This is a genomic window from Mesorhizobium australafricanum, from assembly GCF_033977265.1.
Taxonomy (GTDB): domain Bacteria; phylum Pseudomonadota; class Alphaproteobacteria; order Rhizobiales; family Rhizobiaceae; genus Mesorhizobium; species Mesorhizobium australafricanum.
The window spans coordinates 50,069-70,182 of record NZ_JAVIIT010000008.1 but is presented as its reverse complement, the minus strand read 5'-3'; the positions used below and the strand labels follow the sequence as shown (position 1 = coordinate 70,182).

At 64.9% G+C, this 20,114-nt stretch carries 25 protein-coding genes; 9 read left to right on the top strand and 16 right to left on the bottom strand.

The features are described 5' to 3' along the window. Window position 1: 1 nt before the first annotated feature. The 3 genes from pgsA to RFM98_RS16970 all read right to left on the bottom strand — a co-directional run bounded on the left by pgsA (window position 2) and on the right by RFM98_RS16970 (window position 3,952). Window positions 2-598, bottom strand: coding sequence for a CDP-diacylglycerol--glycerol-3-phosphate 3-phosphatidyltransferase (gene pgsA / locus RFM98_RS16980; protein WP_320213841.1), 597 nt, complete (start codon window positions 596-598; stop codon window positions 2-4). 493 nt (window positions 599-1,091) lie between these two features. Continuing rightward, a complete protein-coding gene (gene uvrC, locus RFM98_RS16975; protein ID WP_320309948.1) occupies window positions 1,092-3,191 on the bottom strand; it encodes an excinuclease ABC subunit UvrC in 2,100 nt (699 codons plus the stop codon). Further along, window positions 3,188-3,952, bottom strand: a complete 765-nt coding sequence (locus tag RFM98_RS16970; protein WP_320309947.1) for an SDR family oxidoreductase — start codon at window positions 3,950-3,952, stop codon at window positions 3,188-3,190. Before RFM98_RS16970 ends, uvrC begins: the two co-directional genes overlap by 4 nt. 412 nt (window positions 3,953-4,364) lie before the next feature. Here RFM98_RS16970 and RFM98_RS16965 point away from each other — a divergent pair, with 412 nt between their 5' ends. Further along, a complete protein-coding gene (locus tag RFM98_RS16965) occupies window positions 4,365-5,012 on the top strand; it encodes an outer membrane protein (protein WP_320309946.1) in 648 nt (215 codons plus the stop codon). 123 nt (window positions 5,013-5,135) lie between these two features. Here the strand turns inward: RFM98_RS16965 and RFM98_RS16960 are convergent, their stop codons facing one another. The 5 genes from RFM98_RS16960 to RFM98_RS16940 form a co-directional block, all read right to left on the bottom strand. After that, window positions 5,136-5,558, bottom strand: coding sequence for a GFA family protein (locus RFM98_RS16960; RefSeq protein ID WP_320309945.1), 423 nt, complete (start codon window positions 5,556-5,558; stop codon window positions 5,136-5,138). 64 nt (window positions 5,559-5,622) lie between these two features. Continuing rightward, window positions 5,623-6,000, bottom strand: coding sequence for a TfoX/Sxy family protein (locus RFM98_RS16955; protein WP_320309944.1), 378 nt, complete (start codon window positions 5,998-6,000; stop codon window positions 5,623-5,625). Window positions 6,001-6,134: 134 nt separating this feature from the next. Then, complete coding sequence (locus RFM98_RS16950; protein WP_320309943.1) at window positions 6,135-6,731, bottom strand: glutathione S-transferase; 597 nt, start codon at window positions 6,729-6,731, stop codon at window positions 6,135-6,137. A 271-nt stretch (window positions 6,732-7,002) separates the two neighbouring features. After that, entirely contained in the window at window positions 7,003-7,377 is a 375-nt protein-coding gene (locus RFM98_RS16945) for a hypothetical protein (protein ID WP_320309942.1), read from the bottom strand. A gap of 410 nt (window positions 7,378-7,787) precedes the next feature. Then, the gene (locus RFM98_RS16940; RefSeq protein WP_320309941.1) at window positions 7,788-8,318 is read right to left on the bottom strand and encodes a DinB family protein; all 531 of its coding nucleotides are present in this window, start codon (window positions 8,316-8,318) and stop codon (window positions 7,788-7,790) included. Window positions 8,319-8,421: 103 nt separating this feature from the next. Here RFM98_RS16940 and RFM98_RS16935 point away from each other — a divergent pair, with 103 nt between their 5' ends. The 3 genes from RFM98_RS16935 (at window position 8,422) to RFM98_RS16925 (ending at window position 10,829) form a co-directional block, all read left to right on the top strand. Then, complete coding sequence (locus RFM98_RS16935; protein WP_320310184.1) at window positions 8,422-9,012, top strand: TetR/AcrR family transcriptional regulator; 591 nt, start codon at window positions 8,422-8,424, stop codon at window positions 9,010-9,012. Between the two features lie 153 nt (window positions 9,013-9,165). Next, complete coding sequence (locus tag RFM98_RS16930; RefSeq protein ID WP_320309940.1) at window positions 9,166-9,570, top strand: YciI family protein; 405 nt, start codon at window positions 9,166-9,168, stop codon at window positions 9,568-9,570. Beyond that, entirely contained in the window at window positions 9,567-10,829 is a 1,263-nt protein-coding gene (locus RFM98_RS16925) for an RNA polymerase sigma factor (RefSeq protein ID WP_320309939.1), read from the top strand. The genes RFM98_RS16930 and RFM98_RS16925 overlap by 4 nt, the downstream gene beginning before the upstream one ends. A gap of 52 nt (window positions 10,830-10,881) precedes the next feature. On the opposite strand, the gene RFM98_RS16920 is transcribed toward RFM98_RS16925, so the two are convergent. The 3 genes from RFM98_RS16920 to RFM98_RS16910 form a co-directional block, all read right to left on the bottom strand. Beyond that, on the bottom strand, window positions 10,882-11,334 hold the full coding sequence (locus tag RFM98_RS16920) for a hypothetical protein (protein WP_320309938.1): 453 nt from the start codon (window positions 11,332-11,334) through the stop codon (window positions 10,882-10,884). 111 nt (window positions 11,335-11,445) lie between these two features. Then, window positions 11,446-11,808, bottom strand: coding sequence for a DoxX family protein (locus tag RFM98_RS16915; protein WP_320309937.1), 363 nt, complete (start codon window positions 11,806-11,808; stop codon window positions 11,446-11,448). Window positions 11,809-11,842: 34 nt separating this feature from the next. Beyond that, window positions 11,843-12,265 carry a VOC family protein gene (locus RFM98_RS16910; protein WP_320309936.1) on the bottom strand — a complete coding sequence of 141 codons (423 nt, stop codon included), beginning with the start codon at window positions 12,263-12,265 and terminating at the stop codon, window positions 11,843-11,845. Between the two features lie 165 nt (window positions 12,266-12,430). Here RFM98_RS16910 and RFM98_RS16905 point away from each other — a divergent pair, with 165 nt between their 5' ends. Continuing rightward, complete coding sequence (locus RFM98_RS16905) at window positions 12,431-13,186, top strand: helix-turn-helix domain-containing protein (RefSeq protein WP_320309935.1); 756 nt, start codon at window positions 12,431-12,433, stop codon at window positions 13,184-13,186. Window positions 13,187-13,192: 6 nt separating this feature from the next. Here the strand turns inward: RFM98_RS16905 and RFM98_RS16900 are convergent, their stop codons facing one another. The 3 genes from RFM98_RS16900 to RFM98_RS16890 are packed head-to-tail and all read right to left on the bottom strand — an operon-like array spanning window position 13,193 to window position 15,382. Beyond that, window positions 13,193-14,041, bottom strand: a complete 849-nt coding sequence (locus RFM98_RS16900; RefSeq protein WP_320309934.1) for a 23S rRNA (adenine(2030)-N(6))-methyltransferase RlmJ — start codon at window positions 14,039-14,041, stop codon at window positions 13,193-13,195. A 58-nt stretch (window positions 14,042-14,099) separates the two neighbouring features. Further along, window positions 14,100-14,729: a hypothetical protein gene (locus tag RFM98_RS16895; protein ID WP_320309933.1), complete on the bottom strand. Its 630-nt coding sequence runs from the start codon at window positions 14,727-14,729 to the stop codon at window positions 14,100-14,102. Between the two features lie 32 nt (window positions 14,730-14,761). Beyond that, window positions 14,762-15,382, bottom strand: a complete 621-nt coding sequence (locus tag RFM98_RS16890; RefSeq protein ID WP_320213824.1) for a TetR/AcrR family transcriptional regulator — start codon at window positions 15,380-15,382, stop codon at window positions 14,762-14,764. 135 nt (window positions 15,383-15,517) lie between these two features. Between RFM98_RS16890 and RFM98_RS16885 the strand changes: the two genes are divergently transcribed. From RFM98_RS16885 to RFM98_RS16870, 4 genes are all read left to right on the top strand, one after another. Beyond that, window positions 15,518-15,991 carry a carboxymuconolactone decarboxylase family protein gene (locus tag RFM98_RS16885; protein ID WP_320309932.1) on the top strand — a complete coding sequence of 158 codons (474 nt, stop codon included), beginning with the start codon at window positions 15,518-15,520 and terminating at the stop codon, window positions 15,989-15,991. Between the two features lie 238 nt (window positions 15,992-16,229). Next, complete coding sequence (locus tag RFM98_RS16880) at window positions 16,230-17,147, top strand: lysylphosphatidylglycerol synthase domain-containing protein (protein ID WP_320309931.1); 918 nt, start codon at window positions 16,230-16,232, stop codon at window positions 17,145-17,147. A 5-nt stretch (window positions 17,148-17,152) separates the two neighbouring features. After that, window positions 17,153-18,229, top strand: coding sequence for a glycosyltransferase family 2 protein (locus tag RFM98_RS16875; protein ID WP_320309930.1), 1,077 nt, complete (start codon window positions 17,153-17,155; stop codon window positions 18,227-18,229). Window positions 18,230-18,334: 105 nt separating this feature from the next. After that, window positions 18,335-19,498, top strand: coding sequence for an ATP-grasp domain-containing protein (locus tag RFM98_RS16870; RefSeq protein WP_320309929.1), 1,164 nt, complete (start codon window positions 18,335-18,337; stop codon window positions 19,496-19,498). 6 nt (window positions 19,499-19,504) lie between these two features. On the opposite strand, the gene RFM98_RS16865 is transcribed toward RFM98_RS16870, so the two are convergent. Further along, window positions 19,505-19,810: an addiction module antidote protein gene (locus RFM98_RS16865; RefSeq protein ID WP_320309928.1), complete on the bottom strand. Its 306-nt coding sequence runs from the start codon at window positions 19,808-19,810 to the stop codon at window positions 19,505-19,507. Window positions 19,811-19,812: 2 nt separating this feature from the next. Then, window positions 19,813-20,100 carry a type II toxin-antitoxin system RelE/ParE family toxin gene (locus RFM98_RS16860; RefSeq protein WP_320309927.1) on the bottom strand — a complete coding sequence of 96 codons (288 nt, stop codon included), beginning with the start codon at window positions 20,098-20,100 and terminating at the stop codon, window positions 19,813-19,815. Window positions 20,101-20,114 lie beyond the last annotated feature (14 nt).

Here is a 20,114-nt window from a genome sequence, read left to right as displayed (position 1 = left end):
CTCACTCGTCCATGATGTGCTTGAGGCCGGCGCGGAAATAATCGTAGCCGGTGTAGAGCGTGACCAGCGCGGCGACCCACAACAGAACCAGGCCGATCTGCGTGGTCAGCGGAAAGAACTTGTCGCCGGCCGGGCCGGCCAGCAGGAAGGCGATGGCGACCATCTGAATGGTGGTCTTCCATTTGGCGAGCTGCGTCACCGGCACCGAAACTTTCAAGGCAGCCAGATATTCGCGCAGGCCCGAAACCAGGATCTCTCGGCACAGGATGATGATCGCCGCCCAGAGCGACCAGCCGGCGATGCCGGCGTGGCGGTCCGTGTCGGCTGCAAGCAAAAGCAGGCAGGTGGCGACCAGCAATTTGTCGGCGATCGGGTCCAGCATCTTGCCGATATTGGAGGTCTGCTGCCAGGCGCGCGCAAAATAGCCGTCGAAGTAATCGGTGATCGAGGCGAGCAGGAAGATGGCCAGCGCCGACCAGCGGGCGAAGTCGGACGACTTCAGATGCCCCTCGAGAAAAAAGCACAGCACGACCAGCGGCACCGCGACGATGCGGGCGTAGGTCAGTATGTTCGGCAGGTTGAACGCGCGCTGTGCCATGTCGTCTCGGGAAATCTCCTCCGCCAGAGAGGTACTCAAATCAGAAGCCAATGTAGGGGGTCAACAGGCGAGATTCGATTGGACAGGGAAAAATGGCGTGAGGGGCGGCGTGAAGGACCCCTTTGCCCTGCCCGTCCTCCGCAGCAGCTGCGGAGGGTGGACCGGGGCATCTCCCCCGATGCCGGCTCTTTGCGATGCTGGAGATTGGGCGAAGGCCGAGCAACTTCGTCATCCACGGGCGGAGCAGGAGCGGAGCTCCTGCGTAGACCCGAGGATCCATGCCGTGACCTCGATCGAGGGATGCAACGGAGCAGAATTCTGCAACGAATCAACGCCTTGGTGTCACGGCATGGATCCTAGGGGTTGCGCCGCGTCGCTTCGCTCCTTGCTTCGCCCTTGGATGACGACGCGGTAGCTGTCTCGGCTCCTATCCAGGCAGAGCATCCCCGAAAAGAGACCACCCGCATTGAACTTCCGTGCCCGAAACCGGCCGTCAGCTCTCGTGAAAATGATTGTAGACCAGCTTCGCCACATGCTCGGAGATACCGTCGACCTTGACCAGGTCCTCGACCGCGGCGCGGCTGACCGCCTTGGCGGTGCCGAATGCATGGAGCAGCGCGCGTTTGCGTCCGGGGCCGATACCGGCGATCTCGTCGAGCGGGCTTTTGACCATCTCCTTCTTGCGGCGGGCGCGGTGCGAGCCGATGGCGAAGCGGTGCACCTCGTCGCGCAGGCGCTGGACGAAGTAGAGCACCGGATCGCGCACCGGCAGCATGAAGCTCTCCCTGCCCTTGACGAAGAAGCGCTCGCGGCCGGCGTCGCGGTCCGGACCCTTGGCGATGCCGATGGCGACCACCCGGTCCTCGATGCCGAGATCGGCAAGGATCTGGCGCACCGCCGTCATCTGGCCCTGGCCGCCGTCGATCAGGATGACGTCGGGCCAGGCCGGGAAGCCGCCATTGCCGGCGACCAGATCCTCCTCGCCGGCGCCGTCCTCCGGGGCAAGGCTCTCAGACACTGACGATTTCTGCTCGTCGCCATGCTCCTTGAGCAGCCGCGAAAAACGCCGCTGCATCACCTCGCGCATCATGCCGAAATCGTCGCCCGGCGTGATCTCGGTCGAGCGGATGTTGAACTTCCGGTACTGGTTCTTCACAAAACCTTCCGGGCCGGCGACGACCATTGCGCCGACGGCATTGGTGCCCATGATGTGCGAGTTGTCGTAGACCTCGATGCGCACCGGCGGCTTTGCCAGGCCGAAGGTCTCGGCAAAGCCGGTGAGCAGCCGCGCCTGGGTCGAAGTCTCGGCCAGCCTGCGGCCGAGCGCCTCGCGCGCGTTCTGCAGCGCGTGATCGGTCAGGTCCTTCTTCTCGCCCCGCTGCGGCACCGAGATCGATATCTTGCGGCCGGCATGGGTGGAGAGCGCCTCGCCGAGCAATTCCTGTTCCTGCGCGGTCTGGGAGAGAAGCAGCGTGCGCGCCGGCACCTTGTCGTCATAGAACTGGGCCAGGAACGAGCCCAGCACCTCGGCCGGCTCCAGCGCCGGATCGGCCTTGGGGAAGTAGGCGCGGTTGCCCCAATTCTGGCCGGTCCGAAAGAAGAACACCTGGATGCAGGTCTGACCACCTTCCTGGTGGATGGCGAAGACGTCGGCCTCCTCCACCGTCTGCGGGTTGATGCCCTGATGCGCCTGCACATGCGACAGCGCTGCAAGCCGGTCGCGGTAGATGGCCGCGCGCTCGAAATCGAGCTCTTCCGACGCCTGCTGCATGGCCGCAGAGATTTCGGTCTTCACCTTCTGGCTGCGGCCGGAGAGGAAATCCTTGGCCTCTGTGACCAGCTCGGCATAGCCCTCATGCGATATCTCGCCGGTGCAGGGACCGGCGCAGCGCTTGATCTGGTAGAGCAGGCACGGCCTTGTGCGGTTCTCGTAGAAGGAGTTGGTGCAGCTTCGAAGCAGGAAAGCGCGCTGCAGGGAATTGATGGTGCGGCCGACCGCGCCGGCAGAGGCGAAGGGGCCGAAATAGTCGCCCTTGCGCGAGCGCGCGCCGCGATGCTTGTAGATGCCGGGCGAGACATGGTCGCCGGTCAACAGGATGTAAGGAAACGACTTGTCGTCCCGCATCAGCACGTTGAAGCGGGGCCTGAGCCGCTTGATGAGATTGGCCTCGAGCAGCAGCGCCTCGATCTCGGTGCGGGTGACGACGAACTCCATCGTCGCCGTCTCGCGCACCATGCGGCCGATGCGGGCGGTGTGGAAACGCCCTTGCGCGTAGTTGGTGACGCGCTTCTTCAGGCTGCGCGCCTTGCCGACATAGAGCACGTCGCCGGTGGCATTCATCATGCGATAGACGCCGGGCTGGTTGGGCAGCCGCTTGACGAGGGTCTGGATCACCTCGGTGCCGACCATGCCGTCGGCATCGCCGGCATGCGGCGTCCAGTCGATGGCCGTGAAGGCGACCTCAGGACCGGACGGCAAAGCCTCGGGCTCGACGATCTCTTCCGCCGCCTCGTCCTCAATGTCGATATCGGGGTCGAGATCGGGCGGCAGATCGTCGGCGGCGCCGTTGCGTCTTTGGGTCGAGGGACTCATTCCACCATGCCTGTCACATCGGGCGTCTGCCACGCAAGGTGCTGGCCGCCGTCGAGCGCGATCATCTGGCCGGTCACCGAGCGCGCCTGCCAGAGATAGCGGATCGTGGCGCCGAATTCGGGCAATTGCGGGCCGCGCTGCAGGATCAGGCCCTCGACCTGGCTGTCGAAATCATCGTCATCCTGGCGCTTGTTCTTCAGCGTCGGGCCAGGGCCGATGGCGTTGACGCGGATGCGCGGCCCGAGCGCCTGCGCCAGCATTTGCGTTTGCGTCCACAGCGCCGATTTCGACAGCGCGTAGGAGAAATAGCGCGGCGTCGGCCGCCAGACGCGCTGGTCGATGATGTTGACGATCAGCCCCTCCTCGCCTTCAGGCAGGGCGCGGGCAAAGTTCTGCGCCAGCAGCGCCGGCGTCTTCACATGGATGGCGAAATGGCGGTCCCAGGCCTGCCAGTCGAAATCTTCCACTCGGTCGTCGACGAACAGAGAGGCGTTGTTGACCAGTAGCGTGACAGGTCCGAGCGCGGCTTCGGCGCGGCCGACGAGATCCGAGACGGCGTCCATGTCGGTCAAGTCGGCGGCGATCACGGCGGCGCGGCCGCCCTCGCCCCTAATGCGGTCGGCCAAGGTCTCGGCCTCTTCACCCGAACGATTGGCGTGGATGGCGACGGCAAAGCCATGCGCGGCAAGGTCCTCGACGACCGCCTTGCCTATGCGTTTGGCCCCGCCTGTCACCAGCGCCACGTCGGCAGCTGTCTTCATCTGTCAATCCTCAATCGGCTTCACGATTCCGGGAGCCGGCACAATATGACGGACCAAAGCGTTAAATGCCATTTCCACCTGGGGCAGGAATGTGGCGAAGCGGCCCGGACGCGCGTCCACCCCACCGGATTCGGGGCGTCGCATACGGCAATATATGTCGCTGGACCCCTTGAACCAAGCGGTGTGCAGCGCAACATAATTAGCCTGCTGACATTTCGCTGTTGCGAAGATGCAACGTCAAGGTTCGGCCTCATTCGCGCCAGGGAATGACCCAAGTTCAGGTTCGCTTCAGCCGCATTTCAGCACGACATTTGGAACCGTTGAACGCCAGACCCGTTTATCCCCCCGGACGGGCCGGGGCGTTTCATGAACAAACAAGCCTAAGTGTCTTGTGGCTTAAGGAGTTATAATAATGAAGACCAATCTCAAATTCGCGCCGCTCGCCGCTGCGCTCGGGCTGTTCGCCTTCGCCGGTACCGCTTTTGCCGCGGACGTCGTTTCCGAAGAGCCCCCGGCTCCCGCCCCGGTTGCCGAGCTTCCGGTTGCTTCCTGGGCCGGCCCCTATGTCGGTCTGAGCGCCGGCTACGGCTTCAGCGGTCATGCCAATCTCCGCGACGGCGGCCCCAATATCAAGACCAAGGGCTTCGTCGGCGGCGTTTTCGGCGGCTACCAGTGGCAGCAGGAGAACTTCGTGTACGGCGCTGAAGCCGATCTCGGCTACAACGGCGTCAAGGGCGACAGCGCTGGCATCAAGGCCAAGGGCGGCCTCGATGGCTCGCTGCGCGCTCGCCTCGGCTATGCCGTGACTCCGGAAATCCTGCTCTACGGCACCGGCGGTCTCGCTGGCAAAAACCAGAAGATCGATGACGGCATCTCCAGCGACAGCAAGGCGATGTTTGGCTGGACGGCCGGCGTCGGCAGCGACATCAAGATCACGGACAACGTGTTCGGCCGTGTCGAGTACCGTTACACCGACTACGGCAGCAAGAACTTCGACAATGTCGGAAGCGTCAAGTCGAAGGACAACCGCGTCACCTTCGGCGTCGGTATGAAGTTCTAAGTCGTCCAAGCCACGACACAGAAAAGCCGGGCCTCGCGCCCGGCTTTTTTTGTGCCTGCGCTTCACCCGCGAGCCGATGCGCCTCATGCCCGCCGCCTCGCTACTGTCCGTGGCGGACAGCCGTCAGAGACTCTCGGCCGGAACGGCTGGCTTTTGCTGGAAGCCGTCATGGACGGGGATCGACGGCAGCTGGTCGAGCCATCTCGCGCGCGAGCGCATGACGACCTGTGCGTCCGGCCGGTAGTCGCCCGGGTCGGTCAGCGTCGCGGCATGGACATGGATCTCGTGGGGCCATTTGTCGGAGCGAAAATAGAGCCTCGTGCCGCAGGATGGGCAGAACCCGCGAAACGTGTTCGGGCTGCTTTCATAGTGCCTGATGTCGCCGGTCCAGCTCAGTTGCCCCGGTCGCAGCCCCAGGAAGGCGGTGAACGGGGAGGACGTGGCGCGCTGGCAATCGGCGCAGTGACAGACAAGGTTGCGCGTGACTTCCCCGGAATATGTCCAGGTGACCGCGCCGCACATGCAACGTCCCGCCAGAGATGCCATTTTGTCCTCCGCCAGCCGCCGGGCGCGGCCCGTCATGCGGCGCAGAATAGGCCGCGCGATCTCTTCAGGCTGGCCGCTTTGCGACCTTGGCGGACTTGACCTTCGGCGGCAGCGTCTCGACGAAGGCCAGCGCGCGAGCGAGCCAGGCGCCGAGGTCGGCTTCGCTCGCCGTGCCTTCCGGCGCGACGTGGACATAGCCTTCCATCGAGCGTCCGCCCATTTCCATCGGGCTCGCATGGGGACGGGCGGCGGCCGCCGCATGCGCATCCTTGCCGACACGCACCAGCAGCCCGCGCTTGGAGGTGCCGATCAGCATATTGCCGTTGATCATGAAGCAGGTGCCGCCGAACATCTTCTGCTCGGTGAAGGCACGCTTGCCGAGGGCGGCGCGCAGGCGCTCGACCATCGGGTCGGGCGCGACGCCGGTCGAGGGCTTTGCCATGCTCACCACCTCCTCGATTTGGATGGTATCAGGCAAGCATGGAAATGGGAGGAGGTTCAAGTGGAGGCGGCGCTATGGGGAAGCGCAGCGGCGAAGCTGCTGATCTCCCCCCTTGCGGGGGAGATTGGCTGTATTTACCCCGGCACGCTGCCTTTCAGTTCCGGAAACTTCTCATCAAACCGCGCGGCCCAGCGCAGGAGCCGACCGCGGCCCTTCTCCCACTGGCCGGAAAAGCGCAGCGCGAGGTAGCCGAGGGTGGCGCGCAGCGCCAGCTGGCCAGCGGTGATCTTCTTCGGCAGCTTCGGCGGGTTGGCGTTGAGCAGGTCGAGCGCGGCGGCGATCTTTACCCACTGGCGATCGAGCCAGGGCTGATAGACAAAAGTCTCGGGCCGCGTACGCCGCTCATAGACCATCGACAGCGCGCAGTCGCAAATGCCGTCGGCCAGAGCCTCGAGAACTTCCGCCTCGAGCCGCTTGTCGGGATTGCGCGGGAACAGCGCGTTCTTCGACAGCCGGTTGAGATGCTGGGTGATGGCGCGGCTGTCATGGATCGCGCGGCCGTCCTCCAGCACCAGCACCGGGATCTTGCCGAGCGGATTGGCCGAGATCAGCTCGGCGGGCTTGTCCTCCGTCTTGACCGGCACGAGGTCGACGGCGATGCCGGCATAGATGGCCGCCATGCGGACCTTCGAACTGTAGGGGGACGTGGAGGCGTAGAGCAGTTTCGGCATGATCGGTTTCCCAGTTGTTTGCCGCACTGTCGACCGAACAGATCTCCGGAGCAACGGCCCAGCAAAGCCAATCCCGATTGGCCAATGCATTTTGCCGGCGCGGCTGCCGCAACAAAAAAGCTCCCGGAAGTTTTGCCTGGCAGCAAAATTTCCGAGAGCTTTAGGAGGAGCGTCCGCTCCGTCTCCGCTCGCTGTCACACCGAATTGGCGAGAGGGGTGCCTGGGTGGCACCCGCCCTCACCTGTTGGGCCAGCCAAGCGAAGCTACGCGATTACTTCTTGCCGGCCGGCTTCTTTGCCGGAGCAGCTTTCTTGACAGCTGCCGGTGCCTTGGCGGCGGCTGCCTTCATCGGAGCCTTGGCGGCGGGCTTGGCCGCGGCCTTCGCTGCCGGCTTCTTGGCGGCAGGCTTGGCTGCTGCCTTGGCCGCGGGCTTTGCCGCTGCCTTGGCGACAGGCTTCGCCGCGGCCTTTGCGGCCGGCTTGGCCGCAGCCTTCGCCGCCGGCTTCGCTGCTGCCTTGGCCGGAGCCTTGGCAGCTGCCTTCGGCGCCGCTGCCTTCTTCACTGCTGCAGGTTTCGCGGCAGCCTTAGCTGCCGGCTTCTTTGCCGGCGCTTTCGCCGCCGGCGCCTTGGTTGTCGTCTTTGCCATGCGATGCCCCTTGCGTTTTGCCGATGGTCGTGAGTGACCCGGCGTGCCTATGCATATCTGACTCGCGACTGTCTAGCCAGCGAAGCAACACAATGATTTTCAGTTATTGAATTTTGGTTACGCGAAACGCGAGAAGATGCATCTCATCGAAAATTGTGAGCGAATCTTTCACTTTCGAAGTGACGGCACGCCATGCAGGTTTCCGTGCGGCTTCTATGACCCGATCATCCACCCATCCCTAGCATAACCTTACAAATGAATGTGAGCATAGTGCTCACAATAGAGGAGAACCCGCCGAGCGCCTGTCTCATCTTGTCCAGCACAAACATCTACAGATCAATCGGCTGCGCGCCGCGATCAAAGCTTGCGCGCTGGTAAGTGAGCTTTTAGCTCATATTCAGATACCGCCCTCAAGCCTCCGCGGGTTCGCGTTCGCCCTGCAGGCGACGCATCGGCTCGGCCCGATGCAGATAAACGGCGTAGGTGTCCCAAGGCGGCGAGACCGCGATCCGCGTCAGCATGCGGCCGATCTCGCCGCGATGGTAGCTGCCGTGCAGGACGACATGGGTCAGCATCTCCTGCCTCGTCATGCAGCCCTTGTCGCCGTCGGTGAATGTGAAGGCGACCGGCTCGGCAAGCTCTTGCTCCGAAACGGTTTCGAGATAATCGAGATACCAGCCGTCGGCCTCGGCCAACGCGGCGCGCAACCCGGCGGGCTCCGGAGTTTCCTCGGTGTTGTCGCTCGCATAGCCATGGGCAACGCCCTTGAGATGCGCGGCGAAAATCCGCGACACGACATGGAGGTGGTTCATCAGACGGATCGCGGCGTGGCGGTCCCCGGCGTCGGGAGACGGACCCATTCCGGCAAGCTTTTCGACAAGCTCATTGTTCGCCCAGGCCTGATAGGCAAACAAGCTCTTCAGCAGGGTCTTGGCACTCATCTTCCGGCTCCATTTGCGTTGATGAAATGAATGTGAGTATCCTGTTTATATTCTCGGGAGACGGGCCAGGATGTCTACTCGCATTGCAAAGCCGGCCGCGCGCATGCGCAAGCAGCCGCGCCAGGCGCGTTCGATCGCTACCGTCGAGGCGATCATCGAAGCCGGTGCTCACGTTCTGAGCGAGCTCGGCTGGGCCGGCTTCTCCACCAACAAGGTTGCCGAGGCCGCGGGCGTCAGCATCGGCTCACTCTATCAATACTTCCCCGACAAGCTCGCTCTGGTCGAGGCAATCCGGCGCCGTCACTTCGATCAGGTGCTGTCGGTGATCAGCGAAGCGGCAGCAGACGAGAAGCCGCTCAGGCAGTTCGCGCGCGAGCTGGTGCGCGGCATGATCGGCGCGCACAGCATTCATCCGACGCTGCACCAGGTGCTCCTCGACGAAGCGCCCGGCGACCGCGGCTCGCGCGCCGCGCATGCTTCGTTCCAGGCGCGCTATCTCGAACATTATGCGGCGGCCGTCGCGCAGTATCGCAAGCGCCGCAAGGATACCGAGACGATGGCGCGCGTGCTCTCCTCGGCGATCGAGGGCGTGATCCACAACGCAGCGCGCCGCGACATGCTCGACGCGCCTGAATTGCAGAAGCAACTCGGCGAGCTGATCTGCGCCTACCTATCGGGCAGCAAGGCAGCCTGAGGCAGCGCTGGCAGAGGAAGCTTACTTCGGCCCGCGCGCCGCCAAGCCTCCTCGCCCGGCTGCCGGTATCGCAATTAATTTCGCATCGCCTGTCGATTCCGCCGATCCCCATTCGTCGTATGATCGCAACCAACCAAACCGAAGGAATACAAGATGCGTTTCATGATGCTGATGATCCCCGGCGGCTACGCGACCGCGGCTCCCGACGCCAGGCCCGAAGCCGAGGCCGTGGCGACGATGATGAAATACAATGAAGAACTGAAGCGGGCCGGCGTCCTGCTCGCGCTTGACGGGCTGCATCCGCCGTCCTCGGGCGCACGGGTCTCCTTCAAGGGCGGCAAGCCGGCTGTCACCGACGGCCCGTTCGCCGAGGTCAAGGAAGTGCTCGGCGGCTATTGGGTGATCGATGTGCGCTCGCCCGAGGAGGCCATCGAATGGGCGCGGCGCTGCCCCGCCGGGGAAAACGACGTTATCGAGGTCCGGCGCGTTTTCGAGATGAACGATTTCCCCGAGGACGTCCAGAAGGCCGCCGAAGGGTTCGGAGAGCTGAAGGGTTGACCGTCACGGCGGCGATCGAAGCGGTCTGGCGGATCGAGCAGCCGAAGCTCGCCGCCAGGCTTACCCGCACCCTGCGCGACGTCGGGCTGGCCGAGGAGGTGGTGCAGGATGCCTTCGTGCTGGCGCTGGAGCGCTGGCCCCACGACGGCATTCCGCACAACCCGGCCGCCTGGCTGACCAGGGTCGCCACCAACAGGGCGCTCGACCGGCTGCGCCGCACCGTGCTGATCGACGGCAAGCATCGGCAGCTCGCCGTCGATCTCGCCGAGCTGGAGCGCGCGATGCCCGACATCGAGGCGGCGCTCGACGAGGATATCGACGACGATCTGCTGCGGTTGGTCTTCATCGCCTGCCATCCGGTGCTGCCGGCCGAGCAGCGCACGGCGCTTGCGCTGCGAATGCTCGGTGGGCTGTCGACGCAGGAGATCGCGCGCGCCTTCCTGGTGCCCGAGGTCACCGTCGCCCAGCGGATCGTGCGCGCCAAAAGGACACTGCGCGATGCCGGCATCGCCTTCGAGACGCCGCGCGGGCCAGAGCGGCGCGAGCGCCTGGGCGCCGTGCTGGAAGTGATCTACCTGATCTTCAACGAAGGTTATGTCGCCTCGGCCGGACCGGACTGGCTGCGCGCGGATTTGAGTGGCGAAGCGATGCGCCTCGGCCGCCTGCTCGCGGCGCTGGTGCCCGAGGAGCCCGAGGCGCTCAGCCTTGTGGCTCTGATGGAGCTCAGCGCCTCGCGCTTTGGCGCCCGCACCGACGGAACGGGCAATCCGATCCTGTTGCCCGACCAGGACCGCGGCCGCTGGGACTGGTCACTGATCCAGCGCGGCCTCGACGGGCTGAAACGCGCGATGGCGCTGACGCCGACACCCGGTTCCTATCAGTTGCAGGCGATGATCGCCGCCTGCCATGCCCGCGCTGTGAGCGCGGCCGACACCGACTGGATCGCCATCGCCGCCTATTACCAGGCGCTTGCGCTGGCCGCGCCCTCGCCCATCGTCGAGGTCAACCGGGCCGTTGCTGCCGGCATGGCGTTCGGACCGGCGCAAGGCCTCGCCATCGCCGACGCGCTGCGGGAGCAGTTGAAGGATACACATCTGTTGCCCATCGTGCGCGGCGACCTGTTGGCGAAGCTCGGCCGGATGGAGGAAGCCCGCGCCGAATTCCGCCGCGCCGCCGCGCTCACCGGCAATGAACGGGAACGCGCGCTGCTGCTCGCGCGGGCCGGTGGTGAAACGGTTGAGACCAGCACAATTATCTGATCTCCCCCCTTGCGGGGGAGATTGGCAGCTTCGGCGATAGCGCCTCTCCGCCTTACCTAAGCACGCGGCAGCGGCCGTTATAGACCATCCAGCGGTCGAAGCCGGAGACGCAGAACTCGACATTGTCGCCGATCGAGGCAAAACCCTGGCCTTCCTCGATCAGGTAGAAGATCGAGCGGTCGCGGCCGTCCGACAGGTTGACGGTGGCGCGGCAATAGTGGCGGCCGATCGGCCATTCGTCGCTCGCCGGCTCATAGCGATGCTGGCGGATGTTGCGGAAATCGGTGATCGCGACGTCCGGCAGATGCGGCACGTGATGCACCTGGTAGGAGAAGCGGTCGGTGATCTTGCTCAGCACCCAGCTTTCGCCGCAGACGCTGCCGTCGTCCTCGGTATAGATGGACAGGTCGGCGGCATGCGCAGCCTGGCTGAAGCCAAGCGGGGCGGCCAACGGGGTGCTCAGTGAAATCAGCGCGGCAAGAGCGGAATGGGCGAAGCGAGTCATGACAGCCTCTCAAGGTCGATTGCACGCACTGTGCGGATTCGCTTGGCGGCGGTCAAGCGGGTGCGAAAACAATGGTTTCCGCAAAATTTCGTTCCAGACCACACCGGCTAATCAGACAGTGCCGGCAAGCAGCAGCCCGCCGATAACGGCAATGTTGATCAGGAACGCATTGCGCAACACCTGGCGCTCCGGCTCCTCGCTGGCCCAGAAACGCAGCAGCACGAGGTTCGTCGTCAGCGTGAAGATGACCAGCGCGCCGGCGGCGATTGGCCGGGCTATGCCAATAGCGAGCAGCAAACCGGCGGCGACCTCGACCGCCGAACCGGCTGCCAGCATCAAGGCCGGAGCCGGAAATTTCCGGGCGGCCAGATAGTCGCGCATCGCCGCGAATTTCACGAAATGCTCGATGCCGGCGAAGACGAACACGCCGCCGATGAGGAGAGCGCCAAGCGCTTGGATCATTTGATCAGGCATGGCGGCCTCCTCTCGACGACACACTTCGCTCCGTTCAGTCCTCGGGTACGAAGGCCGGGTTGTAGACGACCTCCCACAGATGATCGTCGGGATCCTGGAAGTAGCCGGCATAGCCGCCCCAGAAGGTTTTTTGCGCCGGCTTGACCACGCGCGCGCCGGCCTTGACGGCCTCAGCCATCACCGCGTTGACCTCGGCCTCGCTGCCGACATTGTGGCCGATGGTCAACTCGGTCGGGCTGCGGCCGGTTTGAGGAACGCTGGCATCCCAGGCTATGTTGGCGCGCTCGTAGATGGCGAATTTCAGGCCGCCGGCGAGATCGAAGAACGCGACGGCGCCATGCTCGAATTCGCGGCCGATGATGCCGTCAGTCGGCAGGCCGAGGCCGTCGCGATAGAATTTGAGGGACGCTTCCAGATCATCGACGCCGAGCGTCAGTACGGTGATGCGAGCTTTCATTTCTCTCACTCCTTTCTATATTTGTGACCACAGTCGCAAACGGATGCGGTCCGATGAGAGTGCGCGAAGCACCCGTGAAGCTCCGTCCGTTTTGCCATGGATGACGTGGCCGGCCTTGAAGATTTCGGCCAAAACGGCCGTCGTACCGATCATATCGGAGAAGAGATGGAACCGGTCCTGGCGCAGACAACCGGCTTCTTTCGGGAGCGGCCCGCCCCTCCGGACCTGGCCGATGCCTTCTCCGCGGTCTGGGTTCACCGCATGGACGAGCACGCTGTTCCACCCATCGTCATCACACCGGACGCCACGATCGATCTGCAGTGGATCGACGGCCGCTTCCGCGTGGCAGGGCCGGACAAGGAGCCGCAGATCGAGACGCCGCCGGCCGGTGCGGTGATCATCGGCTTCCGCTTCCGGCCGGGCGCGGCCGCCGGCTGGCTCGGCGTGCCGGCCGGCGAAATCGTCGGCGGGCGGCTGGACCTCGGCGAGGTCTGGGGCACCCGCGCCCGCGCGCTGACCGAGCGCGTCAAGGCGGCGCCGGACCTTGTCGAGCTGGTGCGGCAACTGGAGGAGACCGTCGGCATGCACACGCAGGGGCGCGATGCGCTCGACCCGCAGATGGGCCGGGCCTTCGACGTCATCCACGAGGGATTGCCGCCGGAAACGCCGCTTGTTCCGTTCCTGCAGCGTCACCTGCATATGAGCGAGCGGACGCTGCGCCGGCGCTTCGATGACACGTTCGGCTATGGCCCGAAGACGCTCGACCGCATCCTGCGCTTCCACCGGTTCCGCCGCCTGCAGCGACGGCAGGGCGAAGCTTCGACCGCGCTGCTGGCGATCGAAGCCGGCTATGCCGACCAGGCACATCTGATCCGCGAGAGCCGGCGGCTGACCGGGGTGACGCCCTCGGTACTGGCTTAGAGCGCCCTACTCGCCAGCCAGCCAATCGAGCATCCAGCGCGACGGCTGCCGGACGGCGAGCACTTTGTGTAGCGCCGGCAGCATCAGCTGCAATTCGCCTTCCAGCGTGTAGGGCGGATTGACCACCACCAGCCCACTGCCGTCGAAGCTTGGTTCGCCCGAGGTAGGCCGTATCTCGAAAGCAATGTCGAGCAGTTTCGGAATGCCGGTTTCCTTCAGCGCCGCGCGGAAAGCGGTGACCGCCTTGCGGTCCTTGATCGGGTACCAGAGCGCGTAGATGCCGCCCGGCCAGCGCCGGTGCGCCTTCCTCAGGGCCTCGACGAGGCGGGAGAACTCGCCCTCTTCCTCGAAAGGCGGATCCATGAGGACAAGGCCGCGCTTTTCCTTCGGCGGCAATTGCGCGCCCGGCGCCAGCCAGCCGTCGAGCTCGATCACCCTCGTCTGGAAATCGCCGGCGAAAACCGAATTCAGCCGCGCGGCATCCTGGGGATGCAGCTCGATCGCCGTCAGCCGGTCCTGGCCGCGCAGGAGATGGCGAACGATCAGCGGCGAGCCCGGATAATGCTTCAGGCCACCGCCGGGATTTTGCGCGCGCACCGCTTCCATATAGGGCTGAAGCAGTGCCGCTGCCCGCGGCTCGAGCGCGGCCTCGATCAGCCGGCCGATGCCGCCCTGCCACTCGCCGGTCTTGCCGGCCTCGAGCGAAGCAAGGTCATAGCGGCCGATGCCGGCATGGGTGTCGACGACGCGGAAGGCCCTGTCCTTCTGCTTGAGATATTCGATGAGGCGCGCGAGCACGGCATGCTTGACGACATCGGCGAAATTGCCGGCGTGGTAGGCGTGGCGATAGTTCATGCGCGCCTCACTCTAAAGAGCATCATGTCGACCGAAAACCGCTTCACACTCTTCGGCATCATGCTCGCGGCGAACCGTTGCGGCCCCAGCGCGGCGGTGGCGGCTGCGAATTGGGATTCTGCGGATGGCCTCCGCCGCGCCGGCCGACGACCAGCGACAGCACCAGTCCGGCGAGGCCGATGCCCATCAGCCCATAGCCGACCGGCTGCGCGCGTTCGTCGACCGAGGCGGTGCCGGCGCGCAGGATGAGATCGACTGCGCGCATGTCGATGCCGTCGGCATCTCCGGGGCCGACGGTGAAGACGTAAGGACCGGGTGTGACCGCCTCGATGACGCCGGCCTCGTCGCGAAAGATCTTGTCGGGCAGTTGCGGGCTGACCTGGCGCGGATTGTCGGTGTGGTTGAAGGAAAGCGTCGAAGCAAGCGCCGTGCGGCCGCCCGCGGCGGCGGTCAGCGTCAACACCGTGCGCTGCTGCCCGGCGACGCGTTCGGCCCGCGCGGTAAGGTCGACCAGCACTCTCACCGGCGCGTCGCCCGCGGCGAGCTGCGCGGTGACCGGCCGGAAGCGGCCGCCCTCATAGACGCGATACGTGCCGATGGCATGGCCGGAAAAATTGCTCATCGCCCAGGGATAGAAGATGCCGATGGCGGCACCAGCGATAAGAACTAGGATACAGAGGAAGCGCATTCAGGGCCTTAGGTTTTCGGGGCGAGATGCCGCTATTTTTTGGCGGTTTCGTTTCGGGCAGCTTCGCGGACCCGCTCCATCTCGTCCAGAAACATTTCCAGGCCAAGCTCGAAAGTCTTGTCGAAGCCACCGGCGCCGAAATAGGCGCCAGCCTTCATGACGCTCGGATAGTCGCGCGCCAGTTCCTCATTGCTGATGGTGGTGACCGCCGAAGGCCCCTTGGCATAGCCGGCCGTCTCGTCGAGGATCGCGCCCATCAGATAGTAGCCCGCGGCGCGGAACAGCCGGGCGCTGAGCTCAGGCCCGAAGCCGCCATCCTCGAACAGGCCGATGATGGCGTTCAGCTTGGCAAGGCAGGGCGGCGAGTTCATGCGGTAGACGACGATGAACGGCGCGAAGGCCGGGTGCTCGGTGGCGACGCGGCGGAACTCCTGCATGCCCGCGCGGACCCTGTCGCGCCAGGGCAAGCTGTCGTCAGGAATAACCAGCCCACTCATCTGCCGGTCGACCAGCGTCTCGTAGAGATGCGCCTGCGAGGGGAAGTGGTGGTAGATGCTCATCGCCTCGCAGCCGAGCCTGGCGGCGAGCTTGCGCATCGAAAAGCCGGAAAGCCCTTCGCGCTCGATCACCTCGAAGGCGGCGTCCTCGATCATCTCGCGGGAGAGCTTTCCGCGGATCCGCTTTTTTTTGCTCGATGCATCCATGGCCGTGCTTGACAACTTACACTGTAAGGTTCATTTTCCACACACCTTACATCGTAAGGCTAACAAAAACCAGAGGAGAACATCATGTCAGTCATTCGCATCGTCTCAACCGTGCATTCCTGCCTGCGTTCCGCCTCGCTCATCGCCGCGGCTGGCGCGTTCGCCGCCGTGCTGGCTTCCGCGCCGACCCGGGCCGATGACTATGACGCCACCCTCAAGGACATACAGTCGACGATGGGCGGCGTGCCAAGCTTCGTGAAACAGTTCCCGAAAGCCGGTCTGCCCGGCGCCTGGGCCGAGGTCAAGGCCATAGAGCTCAGCGACAAGACGGCGCTGCCGCCGAAGGTCAAGTCGCTGATCTCGCTGGCGGTCGCGGCGCAGATCCCTTGCAACTACTGCATCTGGTCCGACACCCGGGACGCCAAGCGCGCCGGCGCCACCGACGAGGAGATCCAGGAGGCCGTCGCCATGGCGGCGCTGACGCGCCACTGGAGCACTATCTTCAACGGCATGCAGGTCGATTTCGAGACGTTCAAGAAGGAAATGGGAGGACAGTAAGGCCAATCCCGGCAAAGCGGGCGGGCGCGACGTCCGCCCGCTTTTGACCGTCCCGATGGAGGCTCCAACCAAGCTTATGGATTCGCCGCGGCCGCTGCTCTATAGGAACAGCGCGTTGAAAAAGCCGGCGCGTATCCGATATCGGACCGGCGCCGGCCGGGCCGACATCCGAGAGTTGCTCCCGCGTGGGCCTCGGATTGCGCTTCCGTCCCGACTGGGCGGCCCATTGGAGACCTGATTGAAGCGAGCGATATCGATAATCGTCACTTTGGCGCTGCTGGCATGGCTTGCCAGCGACTCGCGCTGGAAGATGGTCGGCGATGCCTTTGCCAGCATCACGCCCGGCGCGTTCGCGGCGGTGGCGGCGGCGCTGTTCGTCACCTATGTGCTGCGGGCGCTGCGTGTGTGCGACGAATTCCGCGACGATGTGAATGGCCGCTTCGGCGCCACGCTTCGCGTCATCCTGATCCACAATGCCATGATCAACATCGTGCCGTTCCGTGGCGGCGAGACGGCCTTCCCGATCCTTTTGCGCCAGGTGTTCGGCGTATCGATCGTGCGCGCCAGCGCTTCGCTCCTGTGGTTCAGGCTGCAGGACGCTTTCGTCGTCGGCGTGCTGGCCTGCCTCGTCTGGCCGGGCCTGCATCCGGCGCTCAGGGGCGCCGGCATCGCGGCGCTGATCGCCGCCGCGTGGTACCTGCCGCGCTGGGCGCGCGCGCCGCATGACTGGACAGGGCGCGGCAGGATCGTCTCGAAATTCGGCAAATTGCGCGACATCTTCACCGAAGCGACGGGACGCTCGCGCTATGGCTGGTGGTGGACGATCGCCAATTGGGCGCTGAAGCTCGGCGTGCAGGGCTGGCTGCTCGCCATGCTGCTCGGCACCTCGTTCCAGACCGCCTTTCCCGGCGCTGTCGGCGCGGAAGCCGCCGCCATCCTGCCGGTGCAGGGCGTCGCCGGCTTCGGCACCTATGAGGCGGGTGCCGCCGCAGCACTGCTCTATTCCGGCATCGCCTTGAAGGACGGCCTGCAGGCGGCGCTGGCGCTGCATCTCTTCATTCTCTGCTCGGCGGTCGCAACCGGTGCGATCGCCTGGCTGTTCCCCTCGAAATCGACGCTGCCGGAAACCCCGACGGCGGGACCGGCAAGGAAATGACCGCCATGAACGTGCTTCCCATTCCGGCTTCCGGATTGCCCGAGGGCGCCGTCATGCCCGAGCACAAGCTCTCCATCGTGATTCCAATGTACAACGAGGCCGACAATGTCGAGCCGCTGCTTGTCCGCATCCATCAGGCGATGGAAAACTATAGCCAGCCCTGGGAAGCGGTGATGGTGGACGACGGCAGCACCGACGCCACGCCCGCCGAGATCCGCCGGTTGGCGGCTCAATACGGGCCGCATGTGCATGGCGTGGAGCTGGTGCGCAACTACAAGCAGACGGCCGCCATGCAGGCCGGCCTCGACGCCGCGCGCGGCGACGTCATCGCGACCCTCGACGGCGACCTGCAGAACGATCCGTTCGACATTCCGCGCATGGTCTATCGCCTGCTGACCGAGGATCTCGACCTCGTCGCCGGCTGGCGCAAGAACCGCAAGGAAGGGTTCTGGATGCGCCGCCTGCCCTCGCGCATCGCCAACAGGCTGATCGCGCGCGTCACCGGCGTGCAGCTCAAGGACTATGGCTGCAGCCTGAAGGTGTTCCGCGGCAGCGTCATCCGCTCCGTCCGGCTCTATGGCGAGATGCACCGCTTCATCCCGGCGTGGCTGGCGACAGTGACGACGCCGCGCCGCATCGCCCAGGAAGTGGTGACGCACCACGCCCGCATCCACGGCCAGTCGAAATACGGCATCTCGCGCACCTTCCGCGTGGTGCTGGACCTCGTCTTCATGTTCTTCTTCTTGCGCTACCGCACACGGCCCGGCCATTTCTTCGGCGGCATCGGCATCGTGCTCGGCGTGCTCGGCTCGCTGATCCTGGCCTATCTGTTTGCGGTGAAAGTGTTCCTGGGACAGGACATCGGCACCAGGCCGATGCTCATCACCGGCTTCTTCCTGGTGATTGCCGGGCTGCAGGCGATAACGTCGGGCGTGCTCGCCGAAATGCTGTCGCGCGTCTATCTCGAGGCCAACGGCGCGCTCGCCTATGTGGCGCGGCCGCAGCCCGCGCATGGCGAGGGCGACGGCTGGAACTGGCCGAGCAAGCCGGCGACCGAGAAGGCAAAGCCGCGCCGGAAATGATCCGGCCGGCCCAAAAATAGCGCAGGGATCGATAGCAGCCCGCGTTGCCAACGGCGCCGATTTCGCGCAACGGTTTTTCGCGACGGGAACGACCGCGAATGAGCGATGCCGGGGGCTGACGGATCCATCCTGATTACCGGGGCACGCGCCCCTGTGGCGCTGCAACTGGCGCGCCTTCTCCATGGCGCTGGGCACAGGGTGATCCTGGCCGACACGCCGGCGCGGCCGATCGCGGCAGCGAGCAAGGCCTCGGCGCACTATTATCGACTGCCGCCGCCGCGCCTCGAACCGCAGGCCTATGCCTATGCCGACGCCGTGGCGGCGCTGATCCGGGCTGAAGGCGTCGGCCTCGTCATCCCGACCTGCGAGGAAGTCTTTCACCTTGCGCTCGCCTGGCGCGGCAGGACCATGCCGGCGCTTTTGTTTGCACCCGATATTGAGTTGTTGGCGCAGGTTCACAACAAGCACAGTTTCATCCGGCTCGCCGAACGGCTCGGGCTGAAGGTGCCGGAAACGACGCTGCTCAGTTCGCGCGACGATATCGAAGCCGTGCGCGACCGCTCGCGCGCGCTCGTGTTCAAGCCGGTCTGGTCGCGCTTTGCCAGCCATGTGCTGCTGCGCCCGCTGCCGCGAGCGCTCGATGCCATCGCGCCCTCGCCCGCCATGCCCTGGGTGGCGCAGCGTTTTGTCCAGGGCGAGGAGATCAGCGCCTATGCGGTGGCGCGCGAAGGCCGGCTCAAGGCGCTGGCGCTCTATCGCTCGCTTTACCGCGCCGGCAAGGGCGCCGGCATTTTCTTCGAGCGGGTCGAGGACAATGCGGCGCGCGAGCTGGTCGAGCACATCGTCGCCGGCACCTCATGGACCGGGCAGATCTCCTTCGACCTGATGCGCGAGGCGGATGGCCGCGTGCTGCCGCTCGAATGCAATCCGCGTGCCGTGAGCGGCCTGCATTTCTTCCGCGATCCGGCGCGGTTTACCGATGCCGTGCTCGGCGACGGTCCGGAAGTCGCGTCCGACGTCACAGCGCCGCAAACGGTGCGGCTTGCGATGTGGCTTTATGGATTGCCAGCGGCGTTGCGTTCGGGCGGGCTCGCCCGCTTTCGCCAGGCGATGCGCGAGGGCCAGGAATTGCTCGACTGGCCGGGCGATCCCGCGCCCGTGAGGGCGCAATGGCCGGCGCTGGCGGAGATCGCGCGAGTGGCGTTGCACGAGCGGATCAGCCTGCAGGCGGCTTCGACGCGCGATATCGAGTGGAACGGGCCGAGTTGAGATGCCTCATGCCCCCAGAGAACCGGGGCCGATAGGCTTCACGTCGAGCTGCAGGCCAAGTGCCCTGGTGACACCCAGCAGGGTGCTAAGGCGCGGATCGCCCTTCTCGCTCAATGCCTTGTAAAGCGCCTCCCGGGTAACACCGGCTTCTTTCGCCACGGCCGTCATGCCTATGGAGCGGGCTACATCGCCCAACGCATGCGTGATGAGCGCAGGATCACCATCCTCGAAGGCAGCCTCGATGTAGGCCAAGCGATCCTCCGGGGTTTTCAGGTAATCGAGGATGTCGAAGCGGGTGGTTTCGAGAGGCATCGTCATATCTCCTTTGCCATCTGTTTCGCTTTGGCGATGTCGCGCCTTTGGCTGGACTTGTCGCCGCCACAGAGCAGGATGATCACGGCGTTTCCGATCCTCACAAAGTAGAGCCGGTAGCCTGGGCCGTGGTCGATCCGAAGTTCGCCGATGCCATCGAAGTATTTGACATCACCGAGGTTGCCTATCTCGACCCGACGGATGCGGGCAATGATGCGCAGGCGAGCCGCAGCGTCGCGAAGTCCGTCCAGCCAGTTGGTGAAATCGGCCGTCTGCCGGACCTCGATCATGTGTGAACTATAAT